The organism is Mesorhizobium sp. 2RAF45 (assembly GCF_052115225.1).
Lineage (GTDB): Bacteria > Pseudomonadota > Alphaproteobacteria > Rhizobiales > Rhizobiaceae > Mesorhizobium > Mesorhizobium jarvisii.
In genome coordinates, this window is record NZ_JBFRGG010000004.1 from 1 (window position 1) to 24,046 (window position 24,046).

33 protein-coding genes are annotated in these 24,046 nt (G+C 62.6%); 17 read left to right on the forward strand and 16 right to left on the reverse strand.

Annotation, left to right across the window (positions count from 1 at the left end):
* Window positions 1-49 precede the first annotated feature (49 nt).
* Entirely contained in the window at window positions 50-280 is a 231-nt protein-coding gene (locus tag AB4Z43_RS12895) for a hypothetical protein (protein WP_441937778.1), read from the forward strand.
* Window positions 277-477 (forward strand): DUF768 domain-containing protein, encoded by a 201-nt coding sequence (locus AB4Z43_RS12900; RefSeq protein ID WP_038645947.1) that lies wholly within the window; start codon window positions 277-279, stop codon window positions 475-477. Before AB4Z43_RS12895 ends, AB4Z43_RS12900 begins: the two co-directional genes overlap by 4 nt.
* 243 nt (window positions 478-720) lie before the next feature.
* On the opposite strand, the gene AB4Z43_RS12905 is transcribed toward AB4Z43_RS12900, so the two are convergent.
* The 4 genes from AB4Z43_RS12905 to AB4Z43_RS12920 form a co-directional block, all read right to left on the reverse strand.
* Window positions 721-915 carry a hypothetical protein gene (locus AB4Z43_RS12905; RefSeq protein ID WP_441937780.1) on the reverse strand — a complete coding sequence of 65 codons (195 nt, stop codon included), beginning with the start codon at window positions 913-915 and terminating at the stop codon, window positions 721-723.
* A 129-nt stretch (window positions 916-1,044) separates the two neighbouring features.
* Window positions 1,045-1,290 carry a hypothetical protein gene (locus AB4Z43_RS12910; RefSeq protein ID WP_019863603.1) on the reverse strand — a complete coding sequence of 82 codons (246 nt, stop codon included), beginning with the start codon at window positions 1,288-1,290 and terminating at the stop codon, window positions 1,045-1,047.
* Window positions 1,287-1,487: a hypothetical protein gene (locus AB4Z43_RS12915; protein ID WP_441937782.1), complete on the reverse strand. Its 201-nt coding sequence runs from the start codon at window positions 1,485-1,487 to the stop codon at window positions 1,287-1,289. The genes AB4Z43_RS12910 and AB4Z43_RS12915 overlap by 4 nt, the downstream gene beginning before the upstream one ends.
* Complete coding sequence (locus AB4Z43_RS12920; protein WP_441937784.1) at window positions 1,484-2,176, reverse strand: SOS response-associated peptidase; 693 nt, start codon at window positions 2,174-2,176, stop codon at window positions 1,484-1,486. Before AB4Z43_RS12920 ends, AB4Z43_RS12915 begins: the two co-directional genes overlap by 4 nt.
* 147 nt (window positions 2,177-2,323) lie before the next feature.
* Between AB4Z43_RS12920 and AB4Z43_RS12925 the strand changes: the two genes are divergently transcribed.
* The 3 genes from AB4Z43_RS12925 to AB4Z43_RS12935 all read left to right on the forward strand — a co-directional run bounded on the left by AB4Z43_RS12925 (window position 2,324) and on the right by AB4Z43_RS12935 (window position 3,581).
* A complete protein-coding gene (locus AB4Z43_RS12925; protein WP_441937786.1) occupies window positions 2,324-2,533 on the forward strand; it encodes a hypothetical protein in 210 nt (69 codons plus the stop codon).
* Complete coding sequence (locus AB4Z43_RS12930) at window positions 2,534-2,995, forward strand: hypothetical protein (RefSeq protein ID WP_441937788.1); 462 nt, start codon at window positions 2,534-2,536, stop codon at window positions 2,993-2,995. It abuts the gene before it with no gap.
* 268 nt (window positions 2,996-3,263) lie between these two features.
* Window positions 3,264-3,581: a YMGG-like glycine zipper-containing protein gene (locus AB4Z43_RS12935; protein WP_019863671.1), complete on the forward strand. Its 318-nt coding sequence runs from the start codon at window positions 3,264-3,266 to the stop codon at window positions 3,579-3,581.
* Here the strand turns inward: AB4Z43_RS12935 and AB4Z43_RS12940 are convergent.
* Together AB4Z43_RS12940 and AB4Z43_RS12945 are read right to left on the reverse strand one after the other, a co-directional pair.
* Window positions 3,575-4,204 carry a class I SAM-dependent methyltransferase gene (locus AB4Z43_RS12940; protein ID WP_010915377.1) on the reverse strand — a complete coding sequence of 210 codons (630 nt, stop codon included), beginning with the start codon at window positions 4,202-4,204 and terminating at the stop codon, window positions 3,575-3,577. The genes AB4Z43_RS12935 and AB4Z43_RS12940 overlap by 7 nt on opposite strands.
* Window positions 4,205-4,336: 132 nt before the next feature.
* Entirely contained in the window at window positions 4,337-4,825 is a 489-nt protein-coding gene (locus AB4Z43_RS12945) for a thermonuclease family protein (RefSeq protein WP_441937791.1), read from the reverse strand.
* Between the two features lie 238 nt (window positions 4,826-5,063).
* Between AB4Z43_RS12945 and AB4Z43_RS12950 the strand changes: the two genes are divergently transcribed.
* The 6 genes from AB4Z43_RS12950 to AB4Z43_RS12975 all read left to right on the forward strand — a co-directional run bounded on the left by AB4Z43_RS12950 (window position 5,064) and on the right by AB4Z43_RS12975 (window position 10,133).
* Complete coding sequence (locus tag AB4Z43_RS12950) at window positions 5,064-5,351, forward strand: hypothetical protein (protein ID WP_038645963.1); 288 nt, start codon at window positions 5,064-5,066, stop codon at window positions 5,349-5,351.
* A gap of 174 nt (window positions 5,352-5,525) precedes the next feature.
* Window positions 5,526-5,747, forward strand: coding sequence for a hypothetical protein (locus tag AB4Z43_RS12955; protein ID WP_027046691.1), 222 nt, complete (start codon window positions 5,526-5,528; stop codon window positions 5,745-5,747).
* Window positions 5,748-5,925: 178 nt separating this feature from the next.
* Window positions 5,926-6,714: a GGDEF domain-containing protein gene (locus AB4Z43_RS12960; protein ID WP_019857376.1), complete on the forward strand. Its 789-nt coding sequence runs from the start codon at window positions 5,926-5,928 to the stop codon at window positions 6,712-6,714.
* 215 nt (window positions 6,715-6,929) lie between these two features.
* Entirely contained in the window at window positions 6,930-7,892 is a 963-nt protein-coding gene (locus AB4Z43_RS12965; protein ID WP_441937793.1) for a glycosyltransferase family 4 protein, read from the forward strand.
* Window positions 7,893-8,020: 128 nt separating this feature from the next.
* Window positions 8,021-9,247 carry an anion transporter gene (locus tag AB4Z43_RS12970; RefSeq protein WP_020628826.1) on the forward strand — a complete coding sequence of 409 codons (1,227 nt, stop codon included), beginning with the start codon at window positions 8,021-8,023 and terminating at the stop codon, window positions 9,245-9,247.
* A 16-nt stretch (window positions 9,248-9,263) separates the two neighbouring features.
* The gene (locus tag AB4Z43_RS12975; RefSeq protein ID WP_064984892.1) at window positions 9,264-10,133 is read left to right on the forward strand and encodes a tetratricopeptide repeat protein; all 870 of its coding nucleotides are present in this window, start codon (window positions 9,264-9,266) and stop codon (window positions 10,131-10,133) included.
* On the opposite strand, the gene AB4Z43_RS12980 is transcribed toward AB4Z43_RS12975, so the two are convergent.
* Window positions 10,071-10,787: a hypothetical protein gene (locus AB4Z43_RS12980; RefSeq protein WP_027046692.1), complete on the reverse strand. Its 717-nt coding sequence runs from the start codon at window positions 10,785-10,787 to the stop codon at window positions 10,071-10,073. The two genes, AB4Z43_RS12975 and AB4Z43_RS12980, sit on opposite strands and share 63 nt — an antisense overlap.
* Window positions 10,788-10,843: 56 nt before the next feature.
* Window positions 10,844-11,428: a TetR/AcrR family transcriptional regulator gene (locus AB4Z43_RS12985; RefSeq protein WP_019857382.1), complete on the reverse strand. Its 585-nt coding sequence runs from the start codon at window positions 11,426-11,428 to the stop codon at window positions 10,844-10,846.
* A gap of 79 nt (window positions 11,429-11,507) precedes the next feature.
* Between AB4Z43_RS12985 and AB4Z43_RS12990 the strand changes: the two genes are divergently transcribed.
* Window positions 11,508-12,383, forward strand: a complete 876-nt coding sequence (locus AB4Z43_RS12990; RefSeq protein ID WP_441937796.1) for a crotonase/enoyl-CoA hydratase family protein — start codon at window positions 11,508-11,510, stop codon at window positions 12,381-12,383.
* Window positions 12,384-12,422: 39 nt separating this feature from the next.
* Here the strand turns inward: AB4Z43_RS12990 and AB4Z43_RS12995 are convergent, their stop codons facing one another.
* From AB4Z43_RS12995 to AB4Z43_RS13005, 3 genes are read right to left on the reverse strand one after another with little or no spacing between them, the layout of a single operon-like run.
* Window positions 12,423-12,701, reverse strand: a complete 279-nt coding sequence (locus AB4Z43_RS12995) for a hypothetical protein (RefSeq protein WP_441937798.1) — start codon at window positions 12,699-12,701, stop codon at window positions 12,423-12,425.
* A 9-nt stretch (window positions 12,702-12,710) separates the two neighbouring features.
* A complete protein-coding gene (locus tag AB4Z43_RS13000; protein WP_202360269.1) occupies window positions 12,711-13,481 on the reverse strand; it encodes an SDR family oxidoreductase in 771 nt (256 codons plus the stop codon).
* 21 nt (window positions 13,482-13,502) lie between these two features.
* The gene (locus tag AB4Z43_RS13005) at window positions 13,503-14,345 is read right to left on the reverse strand and encodes an alpha/beta fold hydrolase (RefSeq protein ID WP_019857386.1); all 843 of its coding nucleotides are present in this window, start codon (window positions 14,343-14,345) and stop codon (window positions 13,503-13,505) included.
* Window positions 14,346-14,604: 259 nt separating this feature from the next.
* Here AB4Z43_RS13005 and AB4Z43_RS13010 point away from each other — a divergent pair, with 259 nt between their 5' ends.
* A complete protein-coding gene (locus tag AB4Z43_RS13010) occupies window positions 14,605-15,237 on the forward strand; it encodes a CGNR zinc finger domain-containing protein (protein WP_441937801.1) in 633 nt (210 codons plus the stop codon).
* Window positions 15,238-15,310: 73 nt separating this feature from the next.
* Here AB4Z43_RS13010 and AB4Z43_RS13015 read toward each other — a convergent pair whose 3' ends face one another.
* From AB4Z43_RS13015 to AB4Z43_RS13035, 5 genes are all read right to left on the reverse strand, one after another.
* Window positions 15,311-15,628 carry a cupredoxin domain-containing protein gene (locus tag AB4Z43_RS13015; protein WP_019857388.1) on the reverse strand — a complete coding sequence of 106 codons (318 nt, stop codon included), beginning with the start codon at window positions 15,626-15,628 and terminating at the stop codon, window positions 15,311-15,313.
* Window positions 15,625-16,149 carry a DUF4142 domain-containing protein gene (locus tag AB4Z43_RS13020; RefSeq protein WP_441937803.1) on the reverse strand — a complete coding sequence of 175 codons (525 nt, stop codon included), beginning with the start codon at window positions 16,147-16,149 and terminating at the stop codon, window positions 15,625-15,627. The genes AB4Z43_RS13015 and AB4Z43_RS13020 overlap by 4 nt, the downstream gene beginning before the upstream one ends.
* Before the next feature lie 106 nt (window positions 16,150-16,255).
* Entirely contained in the window at window positions 16,256-16,942 is a 687-nt protein-coding gene (locus tag AB4Z43_RS13025; protein WP_171903278.1) for an RNA polymerase sigma factor, read from the reverse strand.
* 94 nt (window positions 16,943-17,036) lie between these two features.
* Window positions 17,037-18,116: an HPP family protein gene (locus AB4Z43_RS13030; RefSeq protein WP_019857391.1), complete on the reverse strand. Its 1,080-nt coding sequence runs from the start codon at window positions 18,114-18,116 to the stop codon at window positions 17,037-17,039.
* A 228-nt stretch (window positions 18,117-18,344) separates the two neighbouring features.
* Window positions 18,345-19,526: a cystathionine beta-lyase gene (locus AB4Z43_RS13035; RefSeq protein WP_441937806.1), complete on the reverse strand. Its 1,182-nt coding sequence runs from the start codon at window positions 19,524-19,526 to the stop codon at window positions 18,345-18,347.
* A 350-nt stretch (window positions 19,527-19,876) separates the two neighbouring features.
* Between AB4Z43_RS13035 and AB4Z43_RS13040 the strand changes: the two genes are divergently transcribed.
* From AB4Z43_RS13040 to AB4Z43_RS13055, 4 genes are all read left to right on the forward strand, one after another.
* Window positions 19,877-20,512, forward strand: coding sequence for a DUF1326 domain-containing protein (locus AB4Z43_RS13040; RefSeq protein ID WP_019857393.1), 636 nt, complete (start codon window positions 19,877-19,879; stop codon window positions 20,510-20,512).
* Window positions 20,513-20,521: 9 nt separating this feature from the next.
* Window positions 20,522-21,382 (forward strand): DUF2182 domain-containing protein, encoded by an 861-nt coding sequence (locus AB4Z43_RS13045; RefSeq protein WP_441937808.1) that lies wholly within the window; start codon window positions 20,522-20,524, stop codon window positions 21,380-21,382.
* Between the two features lie 382 nt (window positions 21,383-21,764).
* Window positions 21,765-22,793 (forward strand): amino acid ABC transporter substrate-binding protein, encoded by a 1,029-nt coding sequence (locus tag AB4Z43_RS13050; protein ID WP_019857395.1) that lies wholly within the window; start codon window positions 21,765-21,767, stop codon window positions 22,791-22,793.
* Window positions 22,794-22,855: 62 nt separating this feature from the next.
* Complete coding sequence (locus AB4Z43_RS13055) at window positions 22,856-24,043, forward strand: amino acid ABC transporter permease (RefSeq protein ID WP_038645989.1); 1,188 nt, start codon at window positions 22,856-22,858, stop codon at window positions 24,041-24,043.
* The last annotated feature ends 3 nt before the right edge of the window (window positions 24,044-24,046 follow it).

The following is a 24,046-nucleotide window of genomic DNA, read 5'->3' on the forward strand; positions in this document are numbered from 1 at the left end:
GCCGGCAAGCCGGCCTTTGCCCTGAGCCGGCAAGCCGGCCTTTGCCCTGATGGCCGATCGCAAAACCGGCCGCTATGTCGGTTCGGCCTTCATCAACTCCAGCCAGGCTATCCGCGAGCGGCTGTGGAAGCGTGTCCAGGAGCATGCCGGGCCTGCGCCCCAGGGGATGAAGCGGCCGGCGACGCAGTGGGTTAAGCCTGGCATCATCGGGCGCGTGAAGCACTTGCGTGGCGAAGAGGATCTGCGACACGCTTCATTGCAGGATTTTCGTGAGGAATGAGCAAGCGAGGGAGCGATTTTCTCTATCTTTGGATCTCGGACCATCTATCCGACGATCCGATCACTGACCATGTGCTGCTGATCATCGAAATGGCTGTGGATGCGAAACGGGCGGCTGAAGCACAAGGCATTTCCGCCCAAGAGATCGACGAGGAAATCGGCACGATCTACAAATTCATCATGCAGGGGCTGCGCTGACCACCGGGTGCCTTTTGGTCGGGCGAAGACAAACCCGGGGCGGGGCACCTCTATACTTCAGTTTTGGCTAAAATACGGAACGTCCAACGAATGTTACCGGAACCAAAGCGGAAACGTCAGACTTTCGCTGGCGGTACGCAAGACCTTAGTCTTGCTACCCACGGTTTAAGGGCTGAAGCTATTCGGAAGACATAGGGCCGCACTGCAAAGGATCAGTACCAGATCTCCACGGGTGGCTACCGCCTAGATGTGCTTGCAAAGCTTGTTCAAGCCGATGCGCATGCGTTGTCCGTCCGCGAAGGACCGGGCGTAAGCTTCTTCCTCAAACGTGCTGACCTGCGCTTTCCCGTTGATGACGACGCGTACGAACCACTCGCCCATATTCTCGACTACTTCGACGCCATCCGGTTCGGGATCTGTCTTTTTCGCGTCAGCCATGGCTTTCGTCCCAGAGGCGAAAGCACCTGATTTGGCTTCCAAGCGCCCGAGTGCCTTGAAAGGGCGAGCGACGCAGAGATTGTACGCTTCTAACAATTCTCTGGCGAGTCAAGACGAACGTGAGGCTTCCTAAAGCGGCTTGCCTGCGCGCATCATCGCCCGAGCGATGGCAAGCTGCGTTTCCGTCCTGGCGTTCTCCTTCTGGGTCATGTTGTCCGCCGCGATCAGCCGCCTAAGTGATCGCAGAGTTTCACCGCGCGACCAGCCGGCTTCCAGCATGCAATCGACGATGGCTTGAAACCCGGGCTCCATCGCCTCCTGGCAGTCGATGACTCGGTCTGGATAATCGTTCGCTTCTCTTGGTCGACTGATCATCTCACTCCCGCCAAATAGCTGTCGCCGTGTTCGCGATGTTCGAAACAGAGCCAGTGCGATGGTTGTCTCGGCTTGGCAAATCCGAACGGCGCGCGCTTCCCGCATCGTTCAAACTCGCAGACGTGATTTTCGATCCGCCCGCCTTGCCGCGGCGCCGCCGTCATTCCTTCGGCAAGCTTGATGGGTTCGTCGCTCATAGCGGATTGATCGGCCCGACTAGGGCAGGGTGGTCATTCGGTTGCTTGTTGACGACGGTCGAATTGACGTCGCGTCCGACACGGTTGAACTGCAACTGGCCGTCGATGTCGTGACTGAGGATGTCTTTCAGGTATTCCTTCGGCGTCGCCGGGTCGAGCCAGGCGTCGTAATAGGCCTGGTCGAGAATGACCGGCTGACGGTCGTGCAGGTTCTTCATCGGATCGCCGGCCGGCTCGGTGATGATGGTGCAACTCGTGATGTCGAGATTTGAGTTGTGGGCCCAAAGCCCGGCAAACGAAAAAGGAGCGTGGCCGGGGAGGTAGATGTGCCAAGGATCCTTCTTGCCGTCGGCCGGCGAGATCGTCCACTCAAAGAAGCCGTCAGCCGGGATCAAGCATCGTTTCGACTTGAAGGCATCCCGGAAGGCCGGCGCGGTGTCGATGCCTTCAATCCTGGCGTTGAACATGGCCGCCTTGGGCATTTCCTTTGCCCAGAACGGAACGAGCCACCATCGCCCCTCCCGCAGGCGGTGGTTCCCGTTCTCGCCGGCGGTGACGAAAGGAACATCCTGCGTCGGCGCGATGTTGTATCGCGGCTCGTCATTGCGGCCGATTTCCGCCGGCGCCGTGAGCCGGTAGAGTCGGTGGATTTCCGACCACGTCAGATATCGGGTGTAGCGGCCGCACATGACATTTCCTCGATCGACAGGCTTCCCGATCCTTCGGTGTGGTTATCCTGCCGACAGTGAACGAAATGAGAACAAAATAGTCAAGCGCCTCTTGACCGGACAGGAATATGTTCCTTATTCCTGATCTATCTGAGCAGGAAAAGGGCCATGGGAAAGCGCCAAAATGCGCCGATCGGCGAAGCTATGTCCGAATTGGAGTTGGCGGCGCAGGAAGCCATTGCTGCAGCCGGGGGCGACGCTGTGGTCGCTTTGCTGACCGCTCTAGCTAGGAACGCCGAACTTGAACGGGAACTCGCTTTGTCACGCGCGGCGGTCTCCAATGGCTTTTCTCGCGGCTGGCACAAGGCGCGCCCCTAGATGGTGGACACTGCCGAAGACAATTTCCGGATCGAGGTTTGGGATCGGGAGGAAAAGACGCATCTCGAAACCATCTGTCGAACGCCGGACGCGGTGGTGAGCCAAGCTGCCTGGCACGCCGCCATCCGGCGCCGGCCAGGCATGCTGCTGATCCACTACAACAGCCGCCACGTTATGGAGAAGATCGTTACCCCGGGCGAGGTGAAGGTTCCGCCGCAGACGATCATCGACGGCAGTATTCACGCCGGACTAGACGTCGCGCTGGGCGACTTGCGCAGCTGGCACACGCTGCGTGCGTGGTGCACGACTTGCTCGCATCATGCCGAGGTGAAGCCCGAAGGTCTGATCCGGCGCTACGGCAAGGAAGCTCTTTTCAGCACGGTTGAGCGCGCTCTTTTCTGCACGAGTTGCAAAAAGGGAGGACCGGTTCGGATGGAGATACATAGCATGCCGCGAAACTGAGGGTGATGGCCGAGCGCTTGCGACCCGAAGGCACCACCTCAGAAGACAAAATGCGTGCGCCTTGGTCCGGTTTTGACTGGTTGGCTCGGCAAAGGTTCCTGACCCGCTGGAATGTCCAGTATCGTTCTAGCTTTGCGCTTTGGAAACCATGGCTTTCAACTCATGGGAAACCCTGACTCACTTCGTGAGAGCGCGTGCCCCCGTTCCGCCGCAATGCGGCCTCACGGGACGATCGATAGGGATTTCAGACGTTTAAGGGAGACTTCACATGACCTTTCATAAAGCCATAGCCGCATTGCTGCTGACCGCCGCACTTGCCGGCTGCCAGTCGCAGACCGAAGGCCAGCAGCGGGCTACCACCGGCGCGCTCATCGGCGGCGCCGGTGGCGCACTCGTCGGCCAGGCGATCGGTGGCAACACCAAGAGCACGGTCATCGGCGCGGCCAGCGGCGCGCTGCTTGGCGCCGTCGTCGGTTCCGCCACTACGCCGCAGCGCCGCGGCGAAGAAATGTGCCGATACCAGGACCGCTACGGCCGCATCTACACGGCACCCTGCGACGACCGGTACTACAACGGCAATTATTGAGAGGCCGCTGGCTCCTTCTTTGCGAAGGCCCAGACCATTAGCGGGTATTCCTCGTCGTTGCTGAGGTCTCGCCAAAGACCGTAGGCGCGTACCGGGCCACCGATGTGAGCCCGGGCGCACGCCTTGTTGCCCCAGCCATGGACCTTCACGTTGGCTTCGGGGAAGCCGCCCTCGACCATCAGCTGCTTCAGGCCGGCGGGCGTCCACCTGTTGTAATCGTGCGGCCGGGCATGGACCCGGAACAGGAAGGGTGTCGCCACCATCGCCCAGCCGCCAGGCCGGGTCATGGCATGGATGTTCTGGGCCGCCGCCAGCGGCCGCCGCACGTGTTCCAGCACCTGGTCGGCGATGACGATCGAATATTGTTCTTCGGTGCGGTCCTTGCAGATGTCAAAGGCCGGGAAATCGACCGAGCGATAGTTGGGGCACATCGCCCGCCAATAGCGGTTCCAGCCCGGCGAGATCTCGATGACGTCAGAGGCCTTGCGGTTGCCGGCTTCCAGAAAGACGGTGAACGCCTCGATCTGGCGGATACGCAGCCAGTTTCGGGAATCATAGCCAAGCAGGCGTTTGGCCATCTGTTTGCCGCGGTTTTTCAGGGTGCCGGCAAGGCTTGTCGTCATCAGATCGACCTCCTCCAAAGCCCGCCGTGAAAACAGCCTAGCCTAGGCAAATGGGCAAAAGATGACAGGACAGCCTATCTCAGTACGAGCGCCAGGGTGTGATCGACCGCACACACAATCGGCACGAACAGCTTATTGAACCGTCATCTGTTTGCGCCATTCCCATGGCCGGTCGAACGCTCCAGCCCACAGGCCGCGCTTGGCGATCCTCGCGTCAGTCTCAGCCTTGGCATAGAAGCCAGCGCTGTATCTCGGCCAGTCGACCGCATAGCCCTTCCTGACCATCCATTCCCCGATATCGACGCCTCCTGCCGTGCAGACGGCCACCATGCGTCTGAACCGGTCGCGGTCGACCTCGATGCACGATATCGGGCGATGCGCCTCGAGGAAGTCGGCCAGGGCGAGAGACGCCCTTTGCCCGCAACGATATTTCTTGCCGGAGGCGTCAAGGCAGAGCTGCGCACTCTCAGGTGCGTCGATGCCGTTGAGGCGAATTCGCTGCCCGTGAATTTCGATTGTGTCTCCGTCAATGACGGAGGGAATGCCGACCAGCGGCGCAGCGGCCGCTGACAACGGAATCAAAGCTGCGGCAGTGGCGAGGAGGGCGGCGCGGGTGATCATGACCGTTTACAGTAGGCCGGGATTTCTTAATGTTTCGACGGGTCCGGTTTACAGCCGGAGAGGCCAGAAACCGCAGAACTGCGCGGTTGGCTTTGGGCCTTCTAAGCCGATGGTCACAGGTTCGAATCCTGTCGGGATCGCCAATAAATCGATGATTTTGCGAGGTTATTTCCTTCCTGTCAAAGGTATGTCGGTTCGCTTTCTGCCGCGCCGGCACGGTGCAGGCTCGCCGTAAGAAATGACCGGCGGGAACCTGACGCTTGCCAGCGCGTTTCGTCGCATGCTCAAGAAGATCGCCTTCGCCGCCGTGCTGTTCCAGGTTGCCGTTTTCTCGGCTCTGATAACGCAGACTGTTCTTTTCGCATCGACGGCGACCCAAGCCGCCGACGTACAGCGCAGCGAACCCGTTGCCGTCACCGACAAGGAATGCGCCGCCGCGAGGTGGCCGAACATTCCGGGTCGTTGTCTGGAGCGGGTTGAGGCGCGCAGCTCCACCGTGACCATGGTGCTGACGGCCGGACAATAGAGCAAAGCTGCGTGGGGCGACCCGGAATTATTTCGTGATCCGCCGAGGCTGGAACCTTAGCCCATATCAGGCGTTCGGGGCCTTGTATTCGCGGGGCCTCATAAAACGCAATGTGTGGGCCGGCGAACGGGCGGGGCAAAACAAGCGCGGGTTGGGGGAGGAGAAAACAAGGCCATGTCGAAACGTGAAATTGGAACGTCCCCTGCCTTGGGACGGCGTATCGCTCAACTCAGAGCCAGAATGCAGGATGCCGAAATTTCCGAGCATGAGATGAAGACCTTCCATAAGGTCGCTGCCATCATGGGGCCGGGCGACGGGTCGCTACAGCTGGATGCCGACGACCTGATCGCGGCATCCTTCGTTGTCGAAGCAAGTGGACCGGCGCCGAATCGTTGACGTTATAAATTCCCCGCATCGCGCGAAATTTAGTTAGCGGGCTTGCGTTCACCGCCGGAGCACGACTGTTCATTGGGCGAGCATGCTCCGGCTCCCTGATCTCGAATTGAAGGGAAAGTCTTATCAATTTGTTTGCGTTGGTGCGTCATAGTAGCGACGGCTAACGGAGTAGAATGGGATGAAGCTCGACCTGTCGCCGACCAGCTGGGGCAGGGTGATCGCTGTCACCGCCGCCGGCACGGCATTCTTCATCGCCGTGGCGTTTTTCGTCGATTCTTTCAATTTCCCCTATCTCTCGCCCGAGGCCGTCTGGCGCGCCCAAATGACGGACCTTATGCTGCCCCTGGTACTGGGCGGGTCGTTTCTGTTTTTTCTCATGTGGAAGATCCGCCAGCTGGCGATAGCTCAGCGCGACCTCAGCGTCATCGCCGCCACCGATAGCCTGACGGCGGTGCTGAATCGCGGCGCCTTCTCGATGCTGGTCGAGGCCTATCTCGAGGAGACCCGCAAGCAGGAACAGACCCGTTCCGGCGCGCTGCTGATCATCGACGCCGACCACTTCAAGTCTATCAACGACCGCCTCGGTCATGACTGTGGCGACCAGGCGCTCAAGTTGATCGCGCAGGCGATCAAGGGACAGTTGCGCGGCAGCGATATCGTCGGCCGCATCGGCGGCGAGGAGTTTGGCGTGTTTCTTCCCGGTGTCGACCCCTCGCAATCCTGGCTGGTTGCCGAAGGCATCCGCCGACGGATTCGTGAAATGGACTTTTCGCCCGGCGGCCGCGCCTGTCCGCTTTCCGTCAGCATCGGCGGCACCAGCTTCAGCGGGCCGACGACTTACGAGGCCATATTTTCCGCCGCTGACAGACGGCTCTATGCCGCCAAGTCGAATGGCCGCGATCAGGTGAGTTTCGACCCGGCGGAAGCCACCCTGGTGTCTCAGTCCAGCGTCGCCACGGTGCATTGACCGCAGCCTTGCTGCGCGTGAAGGCTGGGGTCGCCGCTTCCTTGACGCCGTCTTGCCGGTGTGCTTCCTCCGGCTAAGGTGATGTATTGGGCATCGCCAGAGACATTTCTGCTTTCTTGATCTCCTCGGTCTTCCGGGCCGCCGGCGCAGTCACGACCTGTTTCGGTGCCGGCAACGAGTGACGGGACGGCCCGGGCCAGGCAAGCGCGGCGATCATGATCCACTTGTTCAACGGCTTTCAGAACCCGTTTGGCGGCAGCGAGCGCGAAACCCTGGACCTATATCGGCTGTTGAGTGCCGACCAGCAGGTGCGTCTTTGGGCAACCTCTTCGCGCGTGTCCGGTGAACTGATGCGGCAATTTCCGATTCGTCGCGTCTCGCCGGCAAGGCGCGAGGTGCCGGACGGCGGCACCTATGTCTTCCTCGGTGCGCATTGGCGTAACAAGGTGTGGCCTTACCTGATCCGACGGCCACGCCGGCTGATCTATGTCTTCAACACCTTTCACCCGAAGATCATCGGGCTGACGACCGGCATGCCGCGCCTGCTGGGCTGGCCCGGCGCCGAATTGGTGCTGATCTCGGAATTCCAGAAGCGCATGCTGCAGGTCGAAGGCGTCGTGCATCCGTCGCCGATCGATATCGAGCGTTTTTCACCACGACCGGCAAGACCGGACGGTCCGTTCACGGTGGGACGGCTAAGCCGCGACACGGCCGACAAGCATCATGCCGACGATGTGGCGCTCTACGAGGCATTGCTGGCCGACGGCGTTGCGTTGCGGATCCAGGGCGGCATGCCGCTCAAGGGCAGGCTCGCGCCGCATCCGCAACTCGAACTCCTGCCGCAGGGCCAGTTTGCCGCCGAGCAGTTTTTGCCGACGCTCGACGTCTTCTACTATCGCACCGGCTCGCATGTGGAGACATTCGGCCGCGTGGTGTTCGAGGCGATGGCCTGCGGTTTACCCGTGGTATGCCATTCGCATGGCGGCTATGCCGACCATATCAACCATGGTGAAAACGGTTTTCTCTTCGAGACGACGCAGCAGGCGGCGCAAATCCTGGCCGAGCTCAAGGCCGATCCGGCGCTGCGGACTGACGTGGGCCACAAGGCGCGGCAGACCGTCCATCGACTGTTTTCGCCGCAGGCGTTGCAACAGCGGCTGGATTTCTATCGGCGTTAGCGGTACCGCCCGCGGCGACAGCTTGCCACTCCGTTTGTCATCAATCTCGACATCGCCAAAGTTGGCATGCAAAAGAATCACCGGGCGGACCGCATCGGCGCCACCAGATCGAGCGGGGCTTCTTACCAATGACATTGATGGGCGCGGCGGCACTGCTGATCCTGGTCCTGACCTATGCCGGCGTCGCCATCGGCCGCATCCCCGGCCTGCGTCTCGACCGGGCGGGCATCGCGCTGCTTGGCGGCGCCGCGATGATCGCCATTGGCGCGATCAGCATGGAGGACGCCTACCGCGCCATCAATTTCGACACGATCACGCTTCTGCTCGGCATGATGATCGTGGTGGCGCATCTGAAGGTCTCCGGCGCCTTTCGTGGCCTGGGCGCCATCGCCATCGAACACGCGCACGCGCCCTTCATGCTCCTGGTGATGGTGACGCTGCTGACCGGCGTGCTGTCGGCCTTCCTGGTCAACGACGCCATCTGCCTGGTCATGGCGCCGATCGTCGTGCACGTCACTCGCGTCATCAATCGCAACCCGATCCCCTATCTGATCGCCACCGCCACCGCGTCGAACTGCGGCAGCGTCGCCACCATCACCGGCAATCCGCAGAACATGGTTATCGGCGCGCTGTCGGGCATTTCCTATCCCGCTTTTTCGGCGGCGCTGGCGCCGGTCGCCCTGTTCGGCCTCATCGCGGTCATCGTCATCGTGCGCATTGTCTATCGCGCCGAATTCACCCGCACCGCCGAATTGGCGCCGCATATCTCGCGCGGCCGCATGCATCGCGGGCAGGTGCTGAAGGCCGTGATCGTCTGCATCGGGCTGGCCATCGCCTTCTTCGCCGGCGTCCCCGTTGCCAAGGCGGCATTGATCGGCGGCGCCATTCTCCTGCTCACCCGCGCCATCAAGCCCGACCGCATCTACCGTGAGATCGATGGCCCGCTGCTGTTCATGTTCGCCGGTCTGTTCGTGGTGGTCGCCGGCGCCGAAAGGACGTTGCTGACGCCGGATCTCATCGCCTCGGCCAAGAATCTCGGCCTCGACGATGTCTGGCGCCTGTCAGGCTTCACCGCGGTGCTCTCCAACATCATGAGCAATGTTCCGGCGGTGCTGGCGCTGCGACCGTTCATACCTGGGCTGGAAAACCCCGAGCGGGCATGGCTGGTGGTGGCGATGAGTTCAACGCTCGCCGGCAATTTCACGCTGCTCGGCTCGGTCGCCAACCTGATCGTCGCCGAGCAGTCCAAGGCTGCCGGCACCCCCTTGTCCTTCGGTGCCTTCTTCAAGGTCGGCCTGCCGCTGACGCTGGTCACGCTCGTCGCCGGCACGGCATGGCTGGCGCTGGGGTTCTAGCGGGAGTGGCAAAGCGGTGACGAATACGAATCAAGCCGAAAGCGGCGATCTGATCCGACGTGCGGTGGCCGCTTTCAATTCCGGCAATCACGGCCAGGCAATGCGGCTGTGCGAGTTAGGCCTGAAGCAACACCCGAACGATCCGGCGCTTTGCCATCTTCTGGCGGCGGTCCTGTTCGCCAGGGCGGATTTGTCGGGGGCTCGCACGCGCATCGAGACGAGTCTGGCTGCTCATGCGGATAATGTGCCCGCCTTGATTCTCGCATGCAGGATTGCCCGGGCCGACGGCCGGTTCGAAGCAGCGTTGCAACAGCTGGATCGCGCGGCAAAGCTGTCATCACAGGCGGAAATACTGATCGAGCGGGCACGCACCCTCGATCAGGCAGGCAATGCTTTGGCCGCGGGCGAATGGTGGACACTTGTCTTGCAACGGGATCCGAAATCCGAGGAGGCTACGGCGCGCCTCGGACGCCTTGCCTGGCAACGCGGTGCGTCTGTCGAGGCAGAGGGCTTCCTCGAACGCGCCGTCGCCGGCGGCGGGCATCCTTCTGCCTGGTTTGATCTCGGCTTGGTGCGTCAGGACATGCGCAAGTTCGGCGCCGCCGCCCAGGCCTATCGACGCGTGCTGGAAATGAGCCCCGATACCCCGGAGGCTGCCTTCAATCTGGGCGTCGTCTTGCAGGAAACTGGCGATCTCGATGGGGCGATGCTGGCGTATTCAACGGCCTATCGTCTGCGCCCATCCACGTTCGGCGTCATCGCCATGGCGCTTACATCGGCACCGAGTGGTCGGCTGTGGCTTGATGAGGAAGCACTGCGTCGCTCACTCGCCAGTGGAGCGCCCCCGCCGGGCGCGGAACCGCTTACGGTAGACACCAGGCGTTGACAGGACACTAGCGACCGTGCGCGCATAAGACGCCTGCCGTTCTTCGTCGAACACCTCGTATTCCAGCTGCGGCGCCGCCCGCGGAACCGCAAAGCACTGTGCGACCGGGGTTCCTTTCGCGAGCACACCGGAGAACCCAGGTTCCGTCCAGACCGCCGGGAAATTGATACCGCCATCGCTGAACCGGTCGGAATCCACCAAGCCGGTCACCAGCCTGAAAGGAAGATCCTCGCGATTGACTGGATGCGTCGCGAACAGCGACCAGCCGTCCTCGACCTCGATGGTCCAGAAGCTGTTGAATTTGAGGGCGGCTTGGCCGGGCGTAGCAAACGGGCTGCCAGCGAGCTGCCCCGGCGTGTGGAAGCTCAATGGAGCTCTGGGGTGGTTCTGCGTGACCGGTTCTGGAATTTGCCAGTCCCAAGAAAAGGTGCCCTTGTCGACGACGACGTCGCACGGCAGCAGGACCATGAAGCCATAGGTCATCGCATCGACAACGGGTGGGCATTGCTTGAGCGTGCGAATGTCTCGGCCGTGGATCGCCGAATAGGCGGTGGCGGGCATGGCGCGCAGCCATTCCGGCAGAGCGCCGCGCGCCGGGATCGGGCGCGGCAAATGCTCGATCAACATTGGATCACATCGAAAGATGATACGCATTACCGCCTCCCTGGCACGATACCATGCTTGCCGGCTGCGTTCCAAGCCACGGTTGGTCAGTCCTTGTTCTGCGATCTCGCCCGAACAAGCGTCGCCGCGGCGTGGCCGGCTGCCGCGATGTAATCGGGATTGCGGTGGACCAGCATGATCGAGAACGAGCCGTCTATCAAAAGCACGATCTCGCGTGCCACGGCCTGCGGCTCCTCGACGCCGTGGTCGGACAATGCGCCGGCCAGCCATGCCTCGAAATTCGACTTGTGGCGCGACCCCACCTTGACCGCCGGATGGCCGGGCATCGAAGCGAGTTCCGCGGCCGTGCGCAGAAAGCCGCATCCCTTCCATTTCGGGTGGCGCGCAACCCGCGCCAGATTGCTGAAGATCGCCTCGACCTTGCGGTCCGCGCCGCCTTCCGCGACATCGAACCAGCCGGCCATCTGCCGCAGATTGGGCTGGTCGCGCCCGTCGAGATAGGCGGCGATCAGGTCGTCCTTGCTCTTGAAGTGGTAGTAGAGCGTCCGCTTGGTGAGGCCTGCCTTTTCGGCGACGGCGTCGACGCTGACGCGACCGATTCCTTCGGCATAGAACAGTTTTGTGGCGGCATCGACGATGCGTTTGCGGGTCGGGATGATGGCTTCAGACATCAGGCATGTATACCGACTAGTGAATATACACGCAATCGAAAGCATGATCCCTTTCCGTGGTATCTGGAAAGGAAGAACAATGGCCGATCTTATCCTGAACGAGACCCGCGACGGGGTGAGCGTTCTCACCCTCAACCGCCCGGAAAAGCTCAACGCGCTGAATTATGCTCTGATCGATCGCCTGCTCGCGGTTCTCGACACGATAGAGACCGACAATGCGGTCCGCGCTGTCATCCTGACCGGGGCAGGGGAACGTGCCTTCTCCGCCGGCGGCGATATCAACGAATTCTCATCGAGTGTCGCCGCAGGCACGGATGTGGCGTTGCGCGACTTCGTCCTGCGCGGCCAGCGACTGACGGCAAGGCTCGAAGCCTTCCGCAAACCCATCATCGCCGCTGTCAACGGGATTGCCTTCGGCGGAGGCTGCGAGATCACCGAGGCTGTGCCGCTGGCCATCGCCAGCGACCGCGCCCTGTTCGCCAAGCCGGAGATCAACCTCGCAATGCCGCCGACCTTCGGCGGCACGCAGCGCCTGCCGCGGCTCGCCGGGCGCAAGCGCGCTCTGGAACTGCTTTTGACGGGCGCAACCTTTTCGGCTGAACGAGCGGCCGAACTCGGCCTCGTCAACAAGATTGTGCCGCATGCCGAGCTGATGCCGGCAGCGCACGATCTTGCCCGTCGCATCGTCACGCATTCGCCGGCAGCGCTCGCCGGCATTCTCACCGCGGTGGCCCGCGGCATCAACGTCAGCATCGCCGAAGGGCTGTTGATCGAGGCCGAGCAATTCGCCCGCATGGCCCCGACCGCCGATCTCAGGGAAGGCCTTGCCGCCTGGATCGAGCGGCGCAGGCCCAGCTACGACGGCTCCTGGACCCATATCACAAGGCCGGACGAGGCAAGGCGCGCCTCGCTGCGGCTCGACCAGGTTGCGGGGCAGGCCAAAGCGTCGAGATGAGGCGTCATGTCGAGGTGCAGCGTCGCTGCCTGACGGCCGTCACTTCGCCCTGACGATGAACCCCAACTGCCCCAGCATTTTCACCGCGCCGCTCGTGCCGCCCTCGAAGTCACCCGATGCCAGCCTCTTGCCGGTGGCGAATTCGTAGGCAGTGCCGAGGATCGCCTTAGGTGGATAGAGGCGGTTGTCTGCCACCAGCTCGTAGGTCGTGGTCGGGGCAAAGCCATGCTCGGCGAAGAAGCGCTCAGGCCCCAGCCGGTCATACTCTTCCATCGCCCGCATGACATGGGCGCGGGTCACGCTGTTCCAGGCAATCATGCCTCCTCCTCAGATCGATTTCACTTCGCCGCCATCCATGCGCAGCGTCGAGCCGGTCATCCAGCGCGCGGCGGGTGACACCAGGAAGGCCATCAGCTCGGCGATCTCTTCCGGCTCGCCGTAACGGGCAATGCCGGCTTCTCTCGGGAAGTTGGCCGTCGCCTCCTCGACGCTCACCTTGTGCAGCTGCGCCCAGTGTTCGAGATAGGAGCGCCGGCGGCCGGTCATCACCGGACCGGGCAACACACTGTTGACCTGCACGCCGTCGGCGATGCCGCGGTCGGAGAAGGCCTTGGCCAGCGCGACGATGGCCGCATTGATCGTGCCGACGGCGGCATAGGGCGCCTTGGGAAACAGTGCCGAATTGCCCGACATCAGCACCACGGCGCCCTTGGCGGCTTTCAGCGCCGGCCACGCCGCGACGGTAAGCCGGCGGGCGCCGTGCAGTTTCAGCGCCAGGCCGGCATCCCACTGCTCGTCGCACATGTCGAACAGGTCAATCTGCGGCACGGCACCGGCGATGTTGAGCAGCGCATCGATGCGGCCGAAGGCGGCGAGCGCCTGATCGACCACCGCCTTGGCGGCTTCGGGTCGGGCAAGATCGGCATCGATGACCAGCGTTTTCGCGCCCGCTACCCTCACGGCCTCGGCGGTTTCTTCGAGCTTTGAGCGGCTGCGCGCGACCAACACAAGGCCTGAGAAATCCCGCGCCAGCCGGATGGCGATGGCCTGGCCGATGCCCTGGCTGGCACCGGTGACGATGGCGACGGAATTCGACATGGCAAGTCTCCTCTTTTCAGGTCAATGCAGGAAATCGAGGATCGCTTTGGCGATCTCGCTGGCATGCGTTTCCAGTGCGAAATGGCCGGTGTCGAGCAAACGCACCACCGCGTCCGGCATGTCGCGCTTGAACGCTTCGGCGCCGGGCGGCAGGAAGAATGGATCGTTCTTGCCCCACACCGCCAGGAACGGTGGCTTGTGGGTGCGGAAATAGGCCTGGAAGGCGGGGTAAAGGGCGACATTGCTCTTGTAGTCGCCGAACAGGTCGAGCTGCACTTCCTCGGCGTCCGGCCGGCCGAAATAGAAGCTGTCGAGCGAATGACCGTCGGGCGAGATCAGATCCGCCGGCGCGCCATGCGTGTACTGCCAGGCGATCGCGTCCGGCTTGAAGGTAGGGCGCAACGCCTCGCGGTTGGCCGGCGACGGGTCGTGCCAATAGGCGCGGATGGGGTTCCAGCCATCGCTCAGGCCTTCCTCATAGGCGTTGCCGTTCTGCGAGATGATCGCGGCGATGCGCTCGGGGTGCTTCACCGCCAGCCGGAAGCCCGTCGGCGCGCCATAGTCGAACACGTAGAGCGCATAACGGTCGAAGCCGACCACTTCGGTGAAGCGGTCGATGATTTCGGCAATGTGGTCGAACGTATAGGCAAATGTTCTGCGCGCCGGCATGTCGGAGCGGCCGAATCCCGGCAGGTCGGGCGCTACGATATGGAAGCGGTCGGCAAGCAGCGGAATGAGGTCGCGGAACATGTGGCTCGAGCTCGGGAAGCCATGCAGCAGCAACAGTTTCGGTGCGCCTGGTGTGCCGGCTTCGCGATAGAAGATGTTGAAGCCGTCGACATCGGCATTGCGGTAGGCGGTCATGGTTCTCTCCATTGCTGTAACCGAAAAATCGGCATTGGGAAGGTTATCGCGATTGAGGGTGGGCAAGCCCCTTATGGGGCTCAGGTTCCCATCTCGCCGGCACGCGCTGGCTCCTTTTAGGTCGAGTTGATGAGTAACCTGATAAACACATATAGAACGGTTACGGGATATGAACGTAACTTGTCAATTGGCCTTGAAGGGGTTATCACTGATTTGTGTTCAGGGCGCTCGGCGGGACCGATGCGCGATTGGAGTTACGATGACCCCTGCTATCTTTGTCGGTGACGCGCTCGGCCTGGATTTCCTCAATTCGATCGCGACGCCGCTCGATACCCCTGTCGACTGGATCAAGGATGGCGAGGGGTTGCTGGATTGGGTCGAACAGGCGCGGCTGGCGCCGTCCGAAGCGCTTGGAGACATGCGCAAGCAAGCTCTCCCGGGCGAACTCGACAAGGTCGCCGACCAGGCACGCCGCCTAAGGGAATGGTTTCGCGGGTTCGTGCGCGAACATAAGGGGCGTCCGCTGGCCGCGCAGGATCTTGCGCAATTGGAGCCGCTCAACCGCCTGCTCGAGCGCGACGAGAGCTTTACCCGGATCGTCGTCCTAGCCGATAAGGACATGCCTGCGGGTAGCGAGGTTCCTTTTCAGCTTCAGATGGCCCGCAAATGGCGCTCGCCCGAGGCGCTTCTGCTGCCGATCGGCGAAGCGCTGGCGCGGTTCGTCTGCAGCGAGGATTTCTCACATGTGAAAGCCTGCGAGGGTCCGGCCTGCACGCTGCTGTTCGTCGACCACACCCGCGGCCATCGGCGCCGCTGGTGCAGCATGGCGCAGTGCGGCAACCGGGCAAAGCAGGCCGCGCATCGTCACCGCGTCAAGGCGCATCACGATTAGCAGCGACGGCTTCTGCAAAAATTGGACCGACGCCGTGAAGCTGGCGGCTCTGCGCCGCGAGCCCTCGATGGCATCACGGCGCCACGTTCACATGACCCTTCATGTTGGGGTGGAAGCGGCAGAAATAGTCGACCGTTCCCGCCGCCTTCAGTGTCAGGCTCGCCGATTTCTTCGGCGGGATCATCACCTCCCAGCCGCCCTTGACGGTGGCCGTATGGGCAAACACGTCCATGTTGACCCACTCGATCGTGTCGCCGACCTTCGCCTCGACGGTCGCCGGCGAAAAGACGAGCTTGTCGATGGTGACCTCTATGGTTGCGGCCGCCGCCGGCGCCGCCATAAGCGTCAGAGCGGCCACCCATGGCAGATGGATCAAGGCGCCCGCTTTCATTTCAGCATGCCGGCGACATGTTCGGCGTGCTGCTCATGCCCCTGGAAGACCTTGAGGCCGGTCTCGAGCAGGCTCTTCAATTCGGCATTGCTGGCCGAAGGGATGAGCAGTGTTTCGAGCGCGCCATTGACCTGCTTGTGATAGGCGACTTCATTCTCGATATAGGCCTTGTCGAAAGCCGCGCCCTTCAGCTTGGCGAGTTTGGCGCGTTCTTCTTCCGCCGCCTTGGTCAGCGCCTGGCTGGTGGCGTTGTCCTCGGGCTTCACCTTGAGCTTTTTGACCAGATCGAGCGCCTGCTTGTTCACCGCCTCATGGTCGCGCTCCATGTCCTTGGCGAAGGCGACGACCTCCTTGTTCTTCGATGTCTTGATCGCCTGCTTGGCCGCCTCGATGTCGAGGACGCCGGCTGTGTAGGCGATATGGGCGATCTGCGGGTCGGTCGGCTTGTCCGCGGCCTGCGCGAACGGAGCAGCGCTGACGAAAAGCAGGGCGGCAAGGGCGGCGGTATATCGGGTGAACATGGCATCCTCCTTCGCCCGGCCGCGAGGAAGCGCCGGGCTTACATTTCCAGTTGACGCCGATTGGATGCGCGGCCGGGAAAAACGTTCCCGCAAAATCGCGACGGGATCATTCCAAGCCCAGCTGCCCCATCACGGCCTTGGTCAACCGCTCGCAGCGGCGGCCGGCGAAGGGGAAGGCGTCGAGCAGGACCGGGCCGATCTCGTCGTCCAGCGCCTTGCGCAACAGGCTACGCGCCCGGTGCAGCCTTGTCTTGACGGTCTCCGGCCGCACGCCGAGCAGATCGGCGGTTTCCTCCATGCTCAGGCCCTCGATGACGCGGGCCACGAAGACCATGCGGTAGATGTCGGGAAGGCTGTCGGTTGCCCGTTCGACAAGTGCGAGAATCTGCCGCTGCGCCATCGTCCGCTCCGGGTCGTCGCTGGGGTTGAGGGGAAAGCGGATGATTTGCGCTTCCGGATTTTCGGGCATCGCCACGGTGCGGCGCCTCTTGCGCAGGCGGCCGAGCGCTTCGTTGATGACGATGCGCGACAGCCAGGTGGCGAGCGAGGAGTCGCCGCGAAATGTCGCCAGATTGGCGAAGGCGCGGACATAGGCCTCCTGGACGACGTCCTCGGCTTCGGCGTCGTTGCGCAGTATTCCGCGCGCGATGCGGTAGAGCCGCTGGTTGTATGTCTTGATGATCGTGCGGAAGGCGCCCGCGTCGCGCGCCAGGGCTCGCTGTACAAGCATCAAGTCGCCGGAAAGAGCCTCGGCCACCCCGGGCATTTTGACGGGTATTGCGAGCTTGCTCATCGCGACCGGATCTCCCCGAGCAGACGCTTGACTGCACGTTGGACGCGCCCGCCGAAAAAAGGTTCCCGAATTTCGGCAACCTGGCTCCGCTATTTTAAGCCGCCGCCAATCCTTTGTCTGCGGCCTGCACGCGCGCTGCCGCCGCCAGAAGGTCGGTCTGGGTGATCAGGCCGAGAATGCGCCGCTCACCGTCGACGATGACCACGGCGTGGCTGCGGCCGTCGGTCAATAAGGGAAGCAGGCTCATCGCCGGTGTCTCGGGCGAAGCCGTGCCGGCCTTCGACATCACGCCCTTCACCGTATCGGTCGCCTTCGTCAGCTCCCGCAGGCCGACGGCGCCAACCAGCCTTGCATCCGCGCCGACCACCGGCAAGGTGCGGATGTTGTGATCGAGCAGTTGCTGGCGCGCCTCGTCGGCGGTGGCCTGCTCGGGCACCGAAACCACGTCGCGCGACATGATGTCCTGGCAAAGCAGCGTCCGGTGTGAGCGCACCATGGCCTGCAGCTCGACTTGCCTCAGGAGCCGTTCGAGGTCGTTGCGGTCGATGTCGAAGGTTTCGTCGAGCGTGGTCAGCGCCGCGTCGATATCCTCGGGCTGGAAGCCGACGCGCTGCTGCGCCGGCGGATCGGCCGTTCCGTGGCTGTTGGCTGCGGGGGCGGCGACATGCGGGTAGTTGCGCCGCGCCAGCCTGTGGAAAAGCAGGCCGAGCGTGACCAGGATGATCGAATTCAGGGCCACCGGCACGAACGGAAACAGGAAGCCGGCGCTGACTACGGCCGGCCCGCCGAGCACCGCCGTCAGCGCCGCCGCGCCGCCCGGCGGATGCAGGCAGCGCGTGAACGACATGGCCGCGATGGCGAGCGCCACGGCGAGGCCCGAGGCCATGACCGGATCATGGATGAAATGCGCTACCGTCACGCCCACCAGCGCCGATATGGAATTGCCGCCGATGATCGACCAGGGCTGCGCCAACGGGCTCGCGGGCACGGCGAAGAGAAGGACGGCCGAGGCGCCCATCGGCGCCACCAGCAGGGCCACATGCGGGCCGCCGCCCATTGCCAGCCCGCTGATCACGCCGGTCAGCGCGATGCCGATCGTGGCGCCGATACAGGCCAGCAGCCGCTCGCGCAGCGTCGCGCCGGCAAGGATGGGGACAAAAAGACGAAAGGCCATGGCAGGGTTGTGACCAAATGGGATTGGACGAGGGTACCAGTGCAGCACGCAATGCGGCAGAACCCGCGGATTTGAAAGTCAAACAAATCCCGAAAGCAGCGGCCCGGGAGAATAGTATTGCGCGACGCGCAGCAATGGGATGCCGCGAGCGGCTCGCGCTTTGTCATCAGCGCCAAGGCCTTGCGGCTGTCTGCTGATTCTGCCCGGCAGTCAGTCCGTGCGCGCCGGTTAGGCCGTCGCTGCGGCCAGACCGCGCAAAATGTCGGCTTTCAGGTCGTCTACATCCTCGAGACCGATCTGCAGGCGGATCAACGGGCCTTCATAAGGGCCTTTTGCAACGACGCGGTCGCCAAGCCAGACCGGCACCGCAAGGCTCTCATAGCCGCCCCAGGAATAGCCGAGGCCGAATATCCTGAGCGCGTCGAGGAAAGCGTGCTGCTCCCTCTGGCCGCCGCCGGCGAGCACGATGGAAAAGATGCCGCTCGAACCGCAAAAGTCGCGCTTCCACAGATCGTGGTCCCGGTGGCTGGGAAGGGCAGGGTGGAGCACGCGCGCCACGCCCTTCTGGCCTTCGAGCCACGACGCGATGGCCAGCGCGCTGCGCTGGTGATGCTCAAGGCGCACGCCCATGGTGCGCAGACCGCGCAGCACCTGGTAGACATCGTCGGGTCCCGCGCAGCAGCCGAGCGTGCAGAAGCTCTCGTAGATCCGCTCCCAGTGGCTCTCATTGGCCGAGACCGTGCCCAGCAGCACGTCGGAATGGCCGGCCGGATACTTCGTCGCCGCGTGGATAGAGATGTCGACGCCGTGGTCGAGCGGCCGGAAATAGAGCGGCGTCGCCCAGGTGTTGTCCATCATCACGATAGCGCCGGCCGCGTGCGCCGCCTTGGCGATCGCCGGGATGTCCTGCACCTCGAACGTGTTGGAGGCTGGCGATTCCGTGAACACCACCTTGGTGTTGGGCTTGATCAAGGCGGCGATGCCAGCGCCGATACGAGGATCATAATACTCCACCTCGACGCCGAGCCGCTTCAGCATCGTGTCGGCGAAATTACGGGTCGGATGGTAGACGCTGTCGACAATCAGCAGGTGATCGCCGGCCGATACGAAGGCGAGCAGCGGAATGGTCACCGCCGCAAGGCCCGACGGCACCACGATCGTGCCGGCGGATCCCTCCAGCGCGTCGATGGCCTGGGCAAGGGCGTCCGTCGTCGGCGTGCCGCGCGTGCCGTAGGTGTATTTCTGGCTGCGGCCAGCCATTGCGGCGGCGTTGCGGAACAGCACGGTCGAGGCGTGCACGACAGGCGGATTGACGAAGCCGAAATAGTCGTGCGGGTTGTTGCCCGAATGGGCCAACCGCGTGTTGATGCCCATTTTGCCGGAACCCTGCTCGTTGCCGTCCTTAGCCATTCTTCGTCTTCGCCTTGTTTGACAAGGCGCTAGCCATAGTGCGGCGTCGTGGACCGCGCAACAGCCCAGCCTTCGCCAAGGATAGACTTCGAATATGCCAATTCTCCGGCTGAACGGCATTGTGGCGAGGCCCTGAAACGGGCCGGCCAAGGGGCGGCAATGATTGTCGGCGGAGCCGATCGTGCCCCGGTCAACCTATTGTAGGCGGCTATGAAACATATATAATAGATTTCTAATATTAATCGCCGGATTGCCTCGATCAGATGCTGCCGGACGGTTTTTGGCCGGTTACCTCCTGATCCCCCGGTCCGGGTATCGCGTTCACAGAGCGCGGCAAGGGGAGGAATGCCATGGCCAAAGTCAAATGGACAATGAAGGCGCGCGAATTCGTCAACTGCAATTGCGCCTATGGCTGCCCATGCCAGTTCAACGCCATGCCCACACACGGCTTCTGTCAGGCGGTTACCGGCATCGAAATCGAGAGCGGGCATCACGGAGCCACCAAACTTGATGGATTGCGGCTCGTCGGGATTTTCCGCTGGCCGGGCGCCATCCATCAGGGCGGCGGCGAAGCAGCGGTGGTTGTCGACGAGAGGGCGAGCGAGGCCCAACGTGAAGCGCTGCTTCGCATACTCGGCGGACAGGACACCGAACCAGGCGCGACTATATTCGAGGTCTTCTCGACCACGCTGGAGAAATTCCATGACCCGATCTTTGCCCCGATCGACTTCGAGGTCGACGTCGACGCGCGAACCGGACGCCTGCATGTCGAGGGCGTAGCCGACGGTCATGGCGAGCCGATCAAGAATCCGGTCACCGGCGCCGAGCATCGGGCACGCATCGACCTGCCGCACGGCTCCGAATACGCAATGGCCGAGATCGGGCGCGGCTGGACCAAGGCGACAGGCCCGATCAAGTTCGAGGTGGCCGATACGCACAGTCATTTTGCCAATCTGCATCTCACGCAGAGCGGCGTCGTCCATTGAGCTGATCCAATGGGCGACACGGCCTTAGAGGCGGTGCTGCGGCGCGACCGCACGGTCGTGATGACCGCGATCGTCGTGATTGCGGTGCTCGCCTGGGCCTATGTGCTGTGGCTCGCCATCGACATGGCCATGCCCACATCCCCGATGCCGGCTGGAGCGAGCGGCGATATGGCCGCAATGGACATGTCGAATATCGACATGGGTGGCATGGATATGGGCGCCGCCGTGGCGCCCGGTTTCCGGGCCTGGGCACCCGCCGATTTCGCCTTCATCTTCACCATGTGGGCGGTGATGATGGTCGGCATGATGACGCCTTCGGTCGCGCCGCTGCTGCTGCTCTATGCCGGCATCGGCCGCAAGGCGCAGGCGGATGGCCGCCCCATCGCTTCGACCGGATGGTTTTTTACCGGCTATCTCACCGTCTGGATCGTCTTCAGCATCGCCGCGACCGTCGCGCAATGGCTGCTCGGCCGCCTGGCCCTGCTCGACCCCTCGATGGCGACCGACAGCACGATCCTCGGCGGCCTCGTCCTGATCGCCGCCGGCCTCTATCAATGGACGCCGATCAAGGGCGTCTGCTTGCGCCAATGTCAGGGGCCGATCGGGTTCCTGATGAGCCATGGCGGGTTCCGTTCCGCGCCGGTCGGCGCGATTCGGCTAGGTGTCGACCACGGCCTCTATTGTCTGGGCTGCTGCTGGGTTCTGATGGCCCTGCTGTTCGTCGGCGGCGTCATGAACATCCTGTGGATTGCCGGTATCGCCATCCTCGTTCTCCTGGAAAAGATGGCTACGAGCGGGCCGTTGATCTCGCGCATTTCGGGCGCGCTGATGGTGGCCGCCGGCGTGTGGTTGATGTCTCGCGCACTTTGACGGCGCAGAAACGATGACAGTCTTCGGACTTGCCAATTCATCCGGTATCCAGATCAGGGACGCCAAGCTCGTGCCAGTTATGGATTTCGCCGCTGACCCGCATTTGCGATGAATGCGCTTTGCCGACTTTATTAGCGCCGTGACTAAATTGCGGCTGCGTTTGTCTGCAATTCGGGCATTTCAGGCAATCGATTTTCAAAGACGTTCGGATTCGGTCATTTCCCTTGACCTCACAGGAATTATCGCCTTCGATGCTGTTCGTGAATGGGAGGCGGCGCGTCGCTTACGATGCGGGATTCCGGGAATGGGCTGGAATGGGAGCTGCGTTCACACGGGAAAAAAGATCAGGTTTTGCCTGAAAACAGAAAAGGGTCTGTGGGTCATGAAACATATTGCTATCGGCATCCTTGGCGCCGCTACGCTCGGGTTTATGGGGTCGGCCGCGTCGGCGACGACGCTCGACACCGTCAAGGCGAAGGGCTTCATCCAATGCGGTGTCTCGACGGGTCTGGCCGGTTTCTCGGCGCCCGACGACAAGGGTGACTGGCAGGGCATCGACGCGGATTTCTGCCGCGCTGTCGCGGCCGCCGTCTTCGGTGACGGCACCAAGGTCAAGTTCACCCCTCTCAGCGCCAAGGAACGCTTCACCGCGCTGCAGTCCGGCGAGGTCGACATCCTGTCGCGCAACACCACCTGGACCATCAATCGCGACACGGCGCTTGGCCTGAATTTTATCGGCACGACCTACTATGACGGCCAGGGCTTCATGATCAACGCCAAGAAGCTGCCTGGCGTCAATTCGGCGCTCCAGCTCTCGGGCGCGGCCGTGTGCGTGCAGAGCGGCACCACCACCGAGCTCAACCTCGCCGACTACTTCAAGGCGAACAAGATGGAGTACAATCCGGTCGTCTTCGAGAAGCTCGAAGAGGTCAACGCCGCCTATGACGCCGGCCGCTGCGATGTCTACACCACGGACCAGTCGGGCCTTTACGGTATCCGCCTGACGCTGGGCTCGCCGGCCGATCACGTCGTGCTGCCCGAGATCATCTCCAAGGAGCCGCTCGGACCGGCGGTGCGCCAAGGCGACGACCAGTGGTACCACATCGTCAAGTGGACGTATTTCGCGCTGCTTGACGCCGAGGAACTCGGCATCACAAAGGCCAATGTCGATGAAATGAAGAACTCGGCCAGCCCGGAGATCAAGCGCGTTCTCGGCCAGGAAGCCGACACCAAGATCGGCACCGATCTCGGCGTCTCCAATGACTGGGTCGTCAATATCGTCAAGGCCGTCGGCAATTACGGCGAAATGTTCGATCGCAATGTCGGCTCGGGCAGCCCGCTCAAGATCGCGCGCGGCATCAATGCGCTGTGGACCAAGGGCGGCCTGCAATACGCTCCGCCGATCCGCTGACCGAAATGTGATCCGGAAGGCAGATATCTGCCTTCCGGTTTCTCTTTTCAGGGGACGGGCACATGGCATCGCAGGAAGTTCTTCGCGAGGAGTCCAGCAGGGCTTCCTTCATCAATGACCCGAAGATACGCAGTCTCTTCTTCCAGACGCTGGTCGTCATCGTCCTGTTCGGCTCCGTCTGGTGGATCGTGCAGAACGTCATCGACAATCTGCAGCGCCTGCACATCGCTTCCGGCTTCGGTTTTCTGAGGGGCAGAGCCGGGTTCGACATTTCGGATACGCCGATCGCCTATACGTCGGACTCGACTTATGGCCGCGCCATCGTCGTCGGCCTGATCAACACCATCATCGTCGCCGTGGCCGGCATCATCACCGCCACAATCATCGGCTTCGTCATCGGCATCGGCCGCCTGTCGCAGAACTGGCTGATCCAGAAGATCTGCACGGTCTATGTCGAGATCTTCCGCAACATCCCGCCGCTGCTGGTCATCTTCTTCTGGTATTCCGGCGTGCTTGCCGTGCTGCCGGCGCCGCGTGACAGCTATCATCTGCCCTTCGGCTCCTTCCTCAACCAGCGCGGCTTCTACTTTCCCCGCGCAGTCTGGGGCGAGGGCTCCTGGCTGATCTTCGTCGCCCTCCTTGTCGGCATCGCCATGGCCTGGTTCGTCGCCCGCACGGCGCGTCAGCGGCAGATGGCGACCGGCCAGCAATTTCCGGTGTTCTGGACCTCGGTGGCACTGATCGTCGGCCTGCCGGTGCTCGCCTATGTGCTGAGCGGCTTTCCGCTCAGCTTTGATCTTCCCAAACAATCGACCTTCAATCTGACCGGCGGCTTTCAGGTGAAGCCGGAGTTCCTGTCGCTCTATCTGGCGCTGTCCTGCTACACGGCCGCCTTCATCGCCGAAATCGTGCGCGCCGGCATCAGGGGCGTCAGCAAGGGCCAGACCGAGGCGGCCGCGGCACTTGGGCTGCGGTCCGGGTCGATCTTGCGGCTGGTTGTGGTGCCGCAGGCCATGCGTATCGTCATCCCGCCGCTGACCAGCCAGTATCTCAACCTGACCAAGAACTCCTCGCTGGCGATCGCCATCGGCTATCCCGACCTGACGGCGACCGCCGGCACGGTGTTGAACCAGACCGGACAGGCGGTCGAAGGCGTGCTGATCATGATGATCGCCTATCTCATACTCAGCCTGGTGACCTCCGCAGTCATGAACGTGGTCAACGCCAGAATGGCGCTGGTGGAGAGGTAGAGC